At 30.7% G+C, this 12,824-nt stretch carries 14 protein-coding genes; 2 read left to right on the top strand and 12 right to left on the bottom strand.

Annotation, left to right across the window (positions count from 1 at the left end; all coding sequences use genetic code 11):
• Positions 1-115: 115 nt before the first annotated feature.
• From ACHRVZ_RS17825 to ACHRVZ_RS17775, 11 genes are all read right to left on the bottom strand, one after another.
• Positions 116-331: a hypothetical protein gene (locus ACHRVZ_RS17825; protein WP_395424242.1), complete on the bottom strand. Its 216-nt coding sequence runs from the start codon at positions 329-331 to the stop codon at positions 116-118.
• A 23-nt stretch (positions 332-354) separates the two neighbouring features.
• A complete protein-coding gene (locus ACHRVZ_RS17820; protein WP_395424241.1) occupies positions 355-765 on the bottom strand; it encodes a hypothetical protein in 411 nt (136 codons plus the stop codon).
• Between the two features lie 88 nt (positions 766-853).
• Complete coding sequence (locus ACHRVZ_RS17815; RefSeq protein ID WP_395424240.1) at positions 854-1,909, bottom strand: type I restriction endonuclease; 1,056 nt, start codon at positions 1,907-1,909, stop codon at positions 854-856.
• Positions 1,910-2,067: 158 nt separating this feature from the next.
• On the bottom strand, positions 2,068-2,964 hold the full coding sequence (locus ACHRVZ_RS17810; protein ID WP_395424239.1) for a hypothetical protein: 897 nt from the start codon (positions 2,962-2,964) through the stop codon (positions 2,068-2,070).
• Positions 2,965-2,969: 5 nt separating this feature from the next.
• Positions 2,970-4,238, bottom strand: coding sequence for an ABC transporter permease (locus ACHRVZ_RS17805; RefSeq protein WP_395424238.1), 1,269 nt, complete (start codon positions 4,236-4,238; stop codon positions 2,970-2,972).
• A gap of 3 nt (positions 4,239-4,241) precedes the next feature.
• The gene (locus ACHRVZ_RS17800; protein ID WP_395424237.1) at positions 4,242-4,637 is read right to left on the bottom strand and encodes a hypothetical protein; all 396 of its coding nucleotides are present in this window, start codon (positions 4,635-4,637) and stop codon (positions 4,242-4,244) included.
• 14 nt (positions 4,638-4,651) lie between these two features.
• A complete protein-coding gene (locus ACHRVZ_RS17795; protein WP_395424236.1) occupies positions 4,652-4,903 on the bottom strand; it encodes an excalibur calcium-binding domain-containing protein in 252 nt (83 codons plus the stop codon).
• 8 nt (positions 4,904-4,911) lie between these two features.
• Positions 4,912-5,136, bottom strand: a complete 225-nt coding sequence (locus ACHRVZ_RS17790; RefSeq protein ID WP_395424235.1) for a DUF4236 domain-containing protein — start codon at positions 5,134-5,136, stop codon at positions 4,912-4,914.
• Positions 5,137-5,746: 610 nt separating this feature from the next.
• The gene (locus tag ACHRVZ_RS17785; RefSeq protein ID WP_395424234.1) at positions 5,747-6,415 is read right to left on the bottom strand and encodes a response regulator; all 669 of its coding nucleotides are present in this window, start codon (positions 6,413-6,415) and stop codon (positions 5,747-5,749) included.
• Positions 6,416-6,421: 6 nt separating this feature from the next.
• Complete coding sequence (locus ACHRVZ_RS17780; RefSeq protein WP_395424233.1) at positions 6,422-8,116, bottom strand: ATP-binding protein; 1,695 nt, start codon at positions 8,114-8,116, stop codon at positions 6,422-6,424.
• A gap of 54 nt (positions 8,117-8,170) precedes the next feature.
• A complete protein-coding gene (locus ACHRVZ_RS17775) occupies positions 8,171-8,365 on the bottom strand; it encodes a hypothetical protein (protein ID WP_395424232.1) in 195 nt (64 codons plus the stop codon).
• 346 nt (positions 8,366-8,711) lie between these two features.
• Here ACHRVZ_RS17775 and ACHRVZ_RS17770 point away from each other — a divergent pair, with 346 nt between their 5' ends.
• Both ACHRVZ_RS17770 and ACHRVZ_RS17765 read left to right on the top strand, forming a co-directional pair.
• Positions 8,712-9,719: a hypothetical protein gene (locus ACHRVZ_RS17770; protein WP_395424231.1), complete on the top strand. Its 1,008-nt coding sequence runs from the start codon at positions 8,712-8,714 to the stop codon at positions 9,717-9,719.
• Between the two features lie 163 nt (positions 9,720-9,882).
• Entirely contained in the window at positions 9,883-10,299 is a 417-nt protein-coding gene (locus ACHRVZ_RS17765) for a lipocalin family protein (RefSeq protein ID WP_395424230.1), read from the top strand.
• Between the two features lie 119 nt (positions 10,300-10,418).
• Here the strand turns inward: ACHRVZ_RS17765 and ACHRVZ_RS17760 are convergent, their stop codons facing one another.
• Positions 10,419-12,767 carry a mechanosensitive ion channel family protein gene (locus ACHRVZ_RS17760; RefSeq protein ID WP_395424229.1) on the bottom strand — a complete coding sequence of 783 codons (2,349 nt, stop codon included), beginning with the start codon at positions 12,765-12,767 and terminating at the stop codon, positions 10,419-10,421.
• Positions 12,768-12,824: the final 57 nt, after the last annotated feature.

Raw genomic sequence — 12,824 nt, 5'->3', positions numbered from 1 at the left:
TTAGATTGAAGAATTTCATGATATTTAGTTTTAATCAAATTAATAAAACTAATATGAATTGGCTGTAAAGTGTATGTTATCAAATGATTAAATGTGATGTTTAAGATGAAGTCAATCAATCTTCCCAGCCACAAAGTGTAAGCCCAAAACCTTGAGCTTGCGAAATTGTTTTTTTTACTATTTCATGTCTACAAGCAGTTAAGCCTCGGCAGTTTTCTTTGTAATGATATTTTTTTGCTCCAGTTGGGCCACAAATAAAAACCGTGGGTTCTGGAGCATTAAAAGAAGTTGAGAAAACGAAGATTAGAATTAAAATTGAAATGTATTTCATATAGATAAGTTTGGGGCGTTTTACTATTTTGCAATCAAATTATATTCGTTTCCTTTTAGATCAGTAGCTTTTAATTTTCCATAATCGACCCATTCAGCTTTAATTTCGAGATCTTGAATACTGTCAGATATTAATATTCCGGCACCATATTTACCTTCAATATTAATATTCCCAAAAACAGAATCTCCTTTAATATTTACACCTTTTACATCATAATTATACTCATAATGTCCTGGATTTCCAGTTCGATACTCATATTGATAGGTATCATTTACGTGATACGTTTTAGCTTCTTCAGGCGTAATGGTTTTTCGATCGTCTGCAGTAATTACCTCTTTGTAAAAAGAGTTTATTTGTGTTGGAGGGGGAGAAGAAGCTTTTTTACAGGAAATTGTCAGGAATACTACAAATAGGATTAAGTATTTTTTTTTCATAGGCATTTTGGTTAAGGTTTTTGGTTTGAGTAGTTGTTGTAAATCTAAATAGAATTAGGTTATTTAAAATGCGTATTAATGCTTGATTTTATTCAGTGTCGTAAAGAGTTATAGTTTCTAATAATTCCTTTTCAAATTGATAGATATCATCAATTGTAGAAATAGGTAATTTGGTTTCACTTTTATTTTCATTGAATAAGCTTATGTATTTTTTTCCTCCATTTAAATGAAGTCTGCATAACGGTTTACGATTATTATCATCCAATAAAATTCCAAAATAAGATTGTGTATCACGATGAACAATTCGATTCGTTGGTAATTTTCGCCTCAAAATGGCTACTACAATACGATAAGCGTCTAATTCTTCTTCAGTAGTATTAACTTTATTTTCATCTTCCGCAGTTATAATCTCTTCGTCCTGCTGTTTGATTGTTTCTTTGGTTAGAGCAGCATTTAGTCGATCATTAATTTTATCATTAATAAATTGATTTACTGATTTTTGAACTAAGTCTTTAAATTCATCAACAACTTTTTCAGTAAGTCTGCCTGCGTATACTTTATTGGCAAAAAGTTTTGTAAAATCATTAGAAGGGTTTTCCAACTCCGCATTTATTTGTTTTTTTATTTCTTTGATGTATTTTAAAGAACTTGCATTGCTAACGATATTATTGACGTCAAAATTAGCCTTATGAAATTTTGCAATCTCATTAATGGTATTTTCTTTTAGATTAGTAATGTCAAATTCTAAGAAAGGTTTTTCATCCATTTTATTCTGATCATCCAGATCAGTAAAAAACTGATAATTAATACCATTTGTTAAAAGAGCAAATCGAGTTTTTGTAACATGGAAATAGCGAAATAACTGCGAATTATGAACGGTAAGTTTCTCTTTCCAGCTTTTGCATTCTACAATCATAATTGGTTCTCCGTTCTGAAAAATGGCATAATCTACTTTTTCACCTTTTTTTAAGCCTATATCAGCTGTAAACTCCGGAACTACTTCAAGCGGATTAAAAGCATCATAGCCAAGAATGTTTATAAAGGGCAGTACAAAAGCATGTTTCGTAGATTCTTCAGTTTCAATTTTGCTTTTCAGCTGATTTATTTTTTCAGCTAATGATTTAAGTTGAATATTAATTTCCATAGGTTTTTAGTTTTAATTAATTATTCAAATGTAAAGGCAATCAAAATCATTATTTTATGGAAATCCGTAATGCCGTTATTTTTTAGGAAGTGATTTTAAATAGAAAAAAGAGGACGTAGAAACTCCTCTTTAATGTTTTTTGATTTTATTGATCAGTGCTAATTTTTGGATATAAAATCTTTAATAATTTTATCCATATTCGAGGGCAGATCTGCATTTTTGATTTCAAAATGTTCGATTTTCATTTCGGTCAGCCATTTGGTCCAGTATGCCTTAATTACTTTCTCTTCGTAAGGATTGTTTTTGTTTGGATTAATTCCTAGGATCAGAACCTCGAGATTTGATAAATCAGCATTAATTTCGATAAAACCAAAATCCTGATCTTTAAATTTTTTCTCCCAATCTTTGTTGTTTAAACCATTTTTCCGAATCAATTCTGGCGTAATATACGATGTTCGATTTCCATCTTTCATTATAGTGCTTTCGTAAAACATATAACCGTCTGTCAAAATAACAAGAATATTTCGTTTCTTATCTTCTATACATTGATCTTTTACTTTAGCATCAAAAAAACGCCATATATCAGAACCTATATAATTATCATCTTTGATAGCGGACTCATATATTTTTAAGGTTTGTGAGGAATAATTAGAGTTTATAGAATTCAATAAATCTTTTGAAGCATTATTTTTATCAATAACTATTTTTAATTTTTGTGAAATCGAATTGATAGTTGGATCTAAAGGTTCTGGGTTAAAAAATAATTGCATTTTATCATTAATCTGCCGTATTCTTTTTGACTTTAAATGTTGTGTGAAAGCTTCCGAAACTGATTTTATATACCCTAAATCTCTTTGATAATATTCCATCGTTGGATTTGGATTTTTTTTAATGCTTATTCGGTCTGATAAGTCAACAAGAATACTGATATTATAATTTTCTGAAACAACACTTTTAACAACTGCTTCTTTTTGTTCTTTTTTGTCATCGTCTTTGCATGAGAAAAACAAAGTAAGCAGTAGTGGAGCTAAGAATTTAAGTAAAGTTTTTTTCATTTTTATTAATTTTTAGAATACACTAAATGCTGAAAATCAGGATCAATTAAGTTTAATTTGCTCAAATGTTCTTCAGAGAAAAGTTCACAGCTTTGCAAAAGTTCTTCTTTCTCTTTGTAAGGCAGTGCTATTTCTGTACCAATGGCTTGATACCATCCTTCTTTGTATTGATGATGATAATGCAGATATTCTTTTACAGGAAATACAAATCCGTCAATTTTAGATTGAAGTTCAGAAATCTTACCTGTTATGGTAACAATTTGCTGTTTGAAATCATTGATCTTATTGAGGTATTCTGTTTTTAGCTTTTCTAAATCAATCATATTTTCTTTCTTACCTCGTATAAAAGCCCTGATTTTATCAATGTTTTCGAATTCTTTCATGACAAAATCAAAAACAAGACCCCAAATAATATATACCACAAATCCAGCAAATATGATCATCCAAAACTCTGCTTCGCCTAATGCAATATCTAAATTATATGGAGCCGAATCGGTTGTTTTGTTAAATTCATAAATCTTTTTTTCGATTTGATAAGCCAATAAAGCATCAAATAAAAAGGTAGTAACAAATAGAGCGATCATTCTTAAAATGTTTTTAATACCTTTTCCTTTTTGAACCATATGAATCACATAGCCTAATCCCATAAATACAAAAGGAATTGTTATAACTAAGACTCCTTCAAGCCAGCTTGCCTTAAAAGAATTTGTCAAGGCGTCGGCATCAAAAATCGCAGCTGTTAAACTATCATTTGAAAATTCCTTGAAAAAAGCAGAATAAGAAGCTGATATGTAGAATACTAAAACGTAAAGTGTAATAGGAATCAATAGGAATAAACCAATGTAAAATTGTGCTTTTAGGCCTTTACCATCTTCAATTCCGTATTTATCAGGATTGCGTTTTACTTCGATAATCTCACTTTTTATTAAATCAATGTTTTCATTAATATCCTGTTCTTTCTTCTCATAAATGCCAATTGCGGTCTCAGATTTTTTAAGTTCCGTTCTGTTTTTTTCCTGTTCTTCGCGATAGGGTTGTTTTAACTTGTCTTGTTCCATTTTTTGTTTTCTGCACTGATCTTCAAAACTCATATATAAATTCTGTAGACATGCTTTTAAAACAATTGGTTTTCCAGTGGCTTTTATCGATGCGGCAAAGCCACTTTGGTAATATGTAATTCTAATTTGTTCTCTGTCCTCTTCATTTTCTTCTAAAGATTTGGAAGAAATATCCTCAGACTTTTTTAAACTAAATAATTGTGTAAGTGATTTCATAATTTAAGAGTTTAGTTGACTAATAATTTCTTCTTTTCCAATGTTTTTCTGGACGCAGTCAATAAGATAATCTGATAAATCATTAATATTTTCATCCATAAAATCAAATTTTCGGCAATACTTTCTTAGCATGTTTAACTCATCATCGGTAACTTTTCCATCGGCCCAGATAATTCGCGTAAAATCATACAGATACTCGATTTTCGTATTCAGAGCTTCGGGAATAATAAATTCTGTATTAACTGGGTTAAGAAAAAGTTTGTCAAGTTCTTCTTTAGGAATCCCTCTTTCATCTGCAAAATGATACAGCATTTGAAGCTCTAATACGTCAAATTGATCGTCGGCTAACGCCATTTGATATAATCTCAAAAAATGGCTTTTAAGTTCTAGTGTTATCATTGTTTGGTTAGTTATTATTTTAAAGATTCACAAGCAATTCCATCTCCATCCGCATCTAAATTTTTGTAACAGCTTTTGTTACTATTATATGCGGCTTGCGCCTGCGCTCTAGTTGCAAAATCACCACAAGTTTTGGTTGGACAGTTTGATCCTAAATTAGAACCGGAGGTTATTTCTGATGAATCTCCTGAATCTGAACAAGAAATTATAATGCCTGCTAGCATTAATGCGGAAATAGAAATTATTGTAATTTTTTTATGTTTCATTGATTCTATTATTTTAAGTGATAAATTAAAAAAGTGACAAATCCTGTAAAAATAAATAGCACCAGGCATCCGCTATTTTGATATCGTACTCCTGATATGCCAGTTTTTACAGAATAGCCGCTTTTGCCAAATGTTCCCATTTTTGTTCTTAAACTTGGAGAGATACCAGATTTACTTATGTTTAAGCCAAATCCCCCACCAAGTCTGATTCTTTTTTGAAATCGAAAGCCCATTTATAGTCTAGGATGTATGACAGGCGTTACAACAAGTTTTACAGCCATTCGATTTTGAATATGTCTTTTTTGCCTCATTTACTGCATCTTTGCAGTTAGAAAAGAGGCCTAAGTATTTTTTACTTACAATACTTTTAAGATATACACAATCATCATTATGAACTTCATGATCTCTATTTGATTGTGCAGTGTTGTTTACGTAGTAATTTTTCATGATTTTTGGTTTAATTGTTAATTGTTTTTTTTATAAAGAATAATGTTCTTTTTGATTCTTCTTTTTTTCGTGTCAAAGGAAGTTAGAAACCTTACTTTCTTTTTTTGTAGTGATTATTCGTTTTTGAGTTTTTATATTTTCCTCCTTTATGCGAACTACCTTTTCCATTTTTATAATGACCACTTTGAGCTTCTATGTTACCTCCTAGGACGAGGAAAAAAAGACTAAATAAAACGACTAATTTTTTCATAATTTAATTTTAAATTGATTTAATAATTCAAACTTAAACCTATTTGAAACCAGTATTTTACGGAAATCCATAATGTGTTAAAATTTTATATTTTTGCAAAAAAAAAGCTCCCGAAGGAGCTTGAAATAATATTACGTTAATAGAGATTAAATAATCCCCATATCTTTTGTAATAGAAACCAGATGAACGGTATTATTTGCTTTAAAAAAATCTTTTAATCTTGATAGTCTTTTTTCCAGCGCGCTTTTACTATTGGCTTTAACATCTGAGTTTTTAAAAATTTCTACTATTTCATCTTGTGAAGTACCAGCTGATAAATGCTTAAGGATTTTAATGTCGACATCGTCAATTTCAAAGTTGGTTTTTTCCTGTAATGCAGAAGCAACTTCAGGAGAAATATATTTCACTTCAGAAGTTGAAATTGTATGGATTGCTTTTTTTAATTCTTCGATACTATTCAAACCTTTTAAAACAAAGCCATCAATTTTTGCATTTTCAAAAAGTGATTTAATTCGGAAACTTTTATCTTCTACAGAATAAGCTATAATTTTAATATCGGGCTGTAATTCTCTAACTTTTTGAACCAGTTCGTCGCCATTAGTAATTTTTACTTCTCGATGATCCGTTTTAAATGAAAGATCACTAATTAATAAATCATATGGTTCATTTTTTTTAATAGCTGCGCGTATTTTCAAAAAGGCGTCATCGCAATATTTTGAATGTTGAAAATCGACAATATTTAAATCTTTTAAAACTTGTTCAATTCCTAAACTGATAGTATCAAGATCTTCGGCTATTATTACTTTTTTAAACATAGGCTTTTATTTAGGCAGTGTTATTTTTACTTTGAATCCTTTTTCCGGTTCAGAGTCAAAAGTAATAGTTCCTTTTATGGATAAAATACGGTTTTCCATATTTTGCAAACCATTTTTTATAATTTGATCTTTTTCGCAGCCTTTCCCGTTGTCTGTATAGTTGATTACAATTGTATTTGCTGTACTTTCAAATTTTAAAACAACTACCGGAGCATCGCTGTGCTTTTTCATATTGACCATTAATTCCTGTAATACTCTATGAATGGTGACTTTTTTAATTTCATCAATGCTTTCCCAATTTACTTTCTCTATACTATTAATGATAACATTTGTGTCATTACTATTATAGGTCGAAAGCATTTCTTTTAAGTGAATGGAGTAATTTATTCCAGTATCAATACTATTGTTTTCTCTTGAAATTCCGCGAACGCGAGTATAAATATGATTCAGTTTTCGTAGTAACGTTTCTTTTACCTCTTCTTTTGTTAGAGATTGTGTTTGTGCAAAAGTAATGGCATAAAAAACATCATTAGCTAGTTCATCATGTATGTCTTTAGCGATTCGGGTTTCGGTATCGTAAGCAGTTTCCAATTTAATAATTTGGGCTTTGTTTTTATGATTTTTATTAACAAAAAACAGAACTAATCCCAGAATAATAAATCCGGAAAGAAATGAGATTTTTTCGATTTCAGATTTTTGCAGCGCAACTTGATTTTCTACTTTCTCTAAACGAAGTTTTTGGTTTTCGTCTTTTTCTTTTTTGGAATCGTATTTTATTTTGGCAAATTTGTTTTTAAAATTATTCCTAATTTTGATAATACTGTCATTTATAAAAATATATTGTTCCCCATATGATCTTCCGGCATCATTAGAAATTAAAAAAGATAATGCTTTCAAGCGTTCGTCTACGCTATCGAGTTTTGTTGCGATTTCATACGCTTTTTTAGCATATTCATTCGATTTTTTAATATCGGTTGTAGAGAAAAACTCGGCTAAATGAAGATAACTTCCAATACTTCCATAAGAATCATCGGACTCTATTCTTAGTTTTAAACCTTCATTAAGAAGCTGAAAGCCTTTAGCATTTAATCCTTTTTTAAAATAGGCAAAACCAAGATTGTCTATTACTCTCGATTTACTTTTAACAAATTCATCAATAGATTTTGTCTTTAAAATAGATTCTAATATAGTAATAGCTGTATCATATTTTTGCTGTTTAATATAGATTACAGCAATATTATTTAAGGGTGATTGTTTTGATGCTTCGTCTTTTGCCTCTTTTACGGCTTGATTATAATAAGATACAGCATCGTCATAAATGGAAAGCTCTTTATCAGCAATACCAAAAAGATTATTAAGAGCTACAATGTAATTATTGTCATTTTTAACAAAAGGTAATGCTTCAGTTGCCGTTTCTTTACTACCATAATAATCACCATTTATTTGCTGTATGATTGCCATTTGAAATAAGTTGAAGACTATGTTTGAACTGTCTTTTGAAGATTCAAATATTATTTTTGATTTATTAAAGCAATAGAAAGCACTGTCATAATTATTTTTTTGAAGTTCATTTAATCCCTTTTCTTGCAGTATTTTGGCTTCTTTTTTCGAGTGATTAGATTTAATCGACACTGTTGTTTTCTCTGTACAGGAAATTAGAGAGAAAAAAATAAATATAAAAAAAAACAGGGAACGCAGCATAAGTGTTACTTTCCCCGAATTTAGTAATTAATTGAATATTACAATTTTTATTTGTTATTTTTTTGGTGGTTTAACATTCACTTGATCGTCATCTGGTCCATCTTCTCCAGTTGCTTGCGTTGCATCTGGTTTTGTACTATCTTTTTTGACCTCTGTTTTATTACCTGTTGTTTCTAATTCGTCAGCAGAACAAGAAAAAATTGTAAGACTCAATAGCGCGCACGCTCCCAATGTAAATAGTGTTTTCATTTTTTTATGATTTAAAATTTAGTTAAAGGGCATTGCTGTTCAAAAAGGTTCTGAACTCTGTTATGGCAATACCAAATTGCTTTGGGAAGTGAAGTGCGTAGAACTATAAAACTTTATTTATACTTCCCGGAATAAACTCCGCTTTACGGTTTTCCGCACTTTTAATTAAATCAGTTTTGTACATTTGCTTTAACCGCGATTTAAAACGATAACTGATTTTGTTATGGCAAAGTAAAGGCGGTTTTTCGCCAATGTTTATACGGATTTCCGGGATGTCTTAACTTTCCTGTCTAATCCGAAAAATCCCAAGAAATCCGATATAAAATCCTGAAAATCCTGAAGGCTTATGAGAAAAATTACTTTAGAAGAGATTGAAAATAATTACAAAGAAGCAATTAGAAATAAATTTAAAATTGAAAGAGTCGAAGGGAAGCATTCGCATTATTTAAGCAATCCTTCACAGGCACAATTAAGAGATTTGTGCTGGGAAATTTTTAGTTCAGAGCCAAAAACGGATGATTTAAGTACATATCGTAAATTTTTTAGAACCGATTTTACTCCAGAAGAAAATACTTCAACACAGTACACAGATAAATTTAAAAAAGTAGGAGGATTTTATAAGGGAGATAAAGATCCAGCCAATATTAGTACCGTAGAATTAGCGGCAATTTTGGTAGACTTTCATCCAAGACCTCTTAATAAGTTTAAAAAAGAAATTGGTGAAGAAGATATGAAACTGATAGATGAACTTAGAAATACTAATGTTCCTCCTAAAGAAGTTTCTTCTCATGAATTAGTAATAGAAAGTACAATAGAAAATTTTACGGATTCTAACGTCGATTTTGCAGAGACAGATTCAGCACCAATACAAAATCAATATTTAGAACCAGTAACTTTGAAAAATAAAGAGCCAAAATTAGAGCAAACACCTGAAGCAATATCGATACAAACTTTTGGAGAGTCAGTTGATAAACCGAAAGGGAAAAAAATTAGATATTTTGCAATTGCGGCTGTTTTAATATTATTAGTTGCAATAGTATTTTTAGCATTGCCAGAAAAACAATGTATGCAATGGTCAAATGATCATTATGAAATAGTTGATTGTGATTTGAAAATTGAAGGTATTGGTATACCACCTCGTATTGAACTTCTAGATAAGAGCCTTGTAAATTTGAAGAAAGTAAATGTTTGTGATACCACAACTTGTTTTGATAATAACGGACAAGCTATGATTTGGTATGCGAAGACAGCAAATGGAATTGACTTTTTTAACGGTCATGGCAGACATCCTGAGAATAACAGCCCTTTGAGACCAGTTACCCGCTATATTTTGGATAAATATGTAAAAAAGTAAACGATGTAAATAACTTTTAAAGACGTTGATTTTAACGAGATTTATTAAAGTAAGAAATTACATTGTTTAAAAGGGTTATTATGTAAGTAAAACCAAATATTGTATAACGACTTTATTTCATGATGAGATTAATTTAGCATAAATAATTTTAAAGAAATCAAACATGAAAACTAAAAGAATATTATTCGGATTATTATTGAGCATCGGTTTATTTGCATCGTCGTGTAGTAGTGATGATAATGAAGGGGAAACAATCATTCCTATTCAGGGAAAATACAACCTTAGCCAAACAGGATCAATTGTTGGGGACAAAGAAGTACTTTTTGATGCACCACAAAACGCAGCTGGATGCAATAGAGATTATTTAGATCTAAGATTGAGTAATGCAGCTGTTATAGGTGATTACGATGGTTCTAATTGTGCTTTAACTGAAACTACTGGGACTTATGCAAGATCTCACAATGATTTAACTATTAGTGTTGGGAATGTAAGCTCCACAAGTGATATTATGAATCTTACTAACAAAGAATTGAAATTGAAAGACAAAACTACTGGTATAATTACTGTTTATACAAGATAGTTTGAGCTACAAACCTTCATTTTATTTATTCTTTGATGAATATTTATTATAGGTTTTAAAAAACAAAAATCCGTCAAATTAATATTTGACGGATTTTTTTATATCAGCTATTTAGAATTTTAGGTCGATAAAGTTAAACCTTTAGCTTTAAAATTACTAAAAAGAACTTGTCTTGCGCTGCTAACAGTTTCTTCAGTTCTGTAAATGCTGCACCAAAATTTTATTTGTAGTTTGAATTTTCCGTCAGCAATGGCAGCATAATAAATTTGTGGTGGTTTAGTATTGTTTACCAATTCCATGCTTTGGAGTGATTCTAAAATTAACGCATTTATTTCTTCGGGCATAATATCGCCGCTGATCTCTGCCGCTATTTCCACTAATTTAAAGTTGTCAGTATACGTCCAGTTGGTAATGTTTTGTGATAATAAATTACCATTCGGAATAATAATTTCTGCACCGTTTGCTGAGTTGATTTTAGTAGTTCGTAATCCCATCGATTTTACACGGCCAGAATCTGAACTAATATTGATCACATCTCCAATTTGTATTGGTTTATCAAAAATTAAAATAATACCCGAAACGAAATTATTAACTACACTTTGCAGACCAAGTCCAACACCAACACCAAGAGCACCTAGTAAAATACTTAGTTTGTCTAATGGCATTCCGGATGCTGCAACGGCCAAAAGATAACCGCAAATTAAAACAACAAGTCTTGTGATCAATAATTTAGAGTGTTGTTTCTTGTTGATGTTTTCTTCGTTTTCGTCATCAACTTCTCCAAAAAAGTAAGCCACATAATTCTGTAGTAAGTGGGCGACCCAAATAATGATAAAAAACAAGACAATGTTTCCTAAAGTAAAAGTGATACTTCCTATAGTATTGGGGTGACTTAATAAAGAAGCAAGTCCTGTACGTAACGATTCCCAAATATTCAAATTGGCTGCGATCACCACAATCCACATATAGGTAATAAGGATAATGAAAGGTTTCTTGAGAGTATCAGACAAGCTTTCGAAATCAAAAATCTTTTCGATACCACGTTTTACTCGGGTCGTATAAATTTGTAAAAGAATAATTTCCAGAACTATTTTTAAAAGTACACTTAAGGCCACAATTTGAGTAATCGAAATAAAAGCAGTTAGACTCAACATATTGGCGAGTGAAACTCTTCCGAAAACATTATTAAGAATCGCCAAAACATTCAGACCAATAAAAATTATGGTTGCCCATTTAAAAAATCCTTTGATGTACAGTTGATCTTTTATGCTTTTTATTTGCATAAGGCCGTAACGAATCCCTAAAATATTGATTACAATAAAAGCACAGCGTTGTATAAAACCTACTGCAATAAACAAGTCTAAGAAACAAAGTACAAAAAAGAGTACCAAAAGTAATAACCAATTGCGCATGGAAACTTTTGACCAATTTTCTTTGAAAAGAAAAGTAATAAGACCTAAAAGAATGAGTTGGATCAATTCAATAAACATAGCCGGAGCGTACAAATTACTTACAACAGCAATGTTCAAACCAATAACGGCCACCGGAATAATGACACCTTTGTTTAAATATTTGAAATTAAATTGAGAAAGATTTTCTGCGTGTCCGTTATTCTTTAGGTATTTTAAATTGCGTGCAATATACCAGCCTAATAACCCCATTAATAAAACCAAAGAGATTAATCCGCCGGCTCTGTAACTTAAATAATAAGAAGCGACATTTTGCTCGATGATTATTTTAGCCTTAATATTTTTGCCTACTATTTTTTTTGCTGTAGAATCACTAGTACTCCATACAGCAGGATACTCTTTTTTAAGAATACTAATTCCGGATTGTTCGAGTTTACTTTCGACAGTTATTAAAGCATTCGAAACAGCAATTTTTCGTTCAACAGTTAGTCTTTTATTCGTATTTAAAATGCCCTGATTTTTGGTCATTAAACTGTCAGTGCTCAGGTATCGGCTTTTTAAATTAGCGAATTCTTTTTTAAATTGTTTGCGACGAATCGTATCTTTCAAAAGTCCCATTAAGGTTTTATCCTTACGCAAATCGATTACTCTGCCTTTGATTTTTTCAAGCGCCAGATTTCTGGAATTAATCGCTGTATTTTGTTCGTCAAGTTCCTGTTCAATTTCTTTCAGGACAATACGATACATTTGTTGGTTACGAACATTAGGATTCGAACCTTTTAAACTTTCCAAAATGAGATCAAGTTTGCTTTGCGTTCTTTTGATTTCTCCAAATAAATGATGGCTGTTTCCGTCAAATTCAGTGTCATTATGTGCAGATTCCAGAACCTCTCCGGCTTTTTCAATCGCCATTAAATAATCACTGTCTGTAGTCGTTTCTTCAAACAGTTTAGATTTGGTTTCCGCTTTTGCAGGAGCGGTTTGAGAATAGGTGAGTGGTGTATAGAAAAAGACTGCAAATAAGGCAAGTAAACAAATATAATTTCTTTTTTGGATCATAATTAATGGCAATAAATTGAAGGGTCAAATGTAGATTTTTTTAGGATAAATATGACG

This window comes from Flavobacterium sp. FlaQc-57 (assembly GCF_044007395.1).
Lineage (GTDB): Bacteria > Bacteroidota > Bacteroidia > Flavobacteriales > Flavobacteriaceae > Flavobacterium.
The sequence above is the reverse complement of the archived record's forward strand: the minus strand, read 5'-3'. Positions and strand labels throughout refer to the sequence as shown.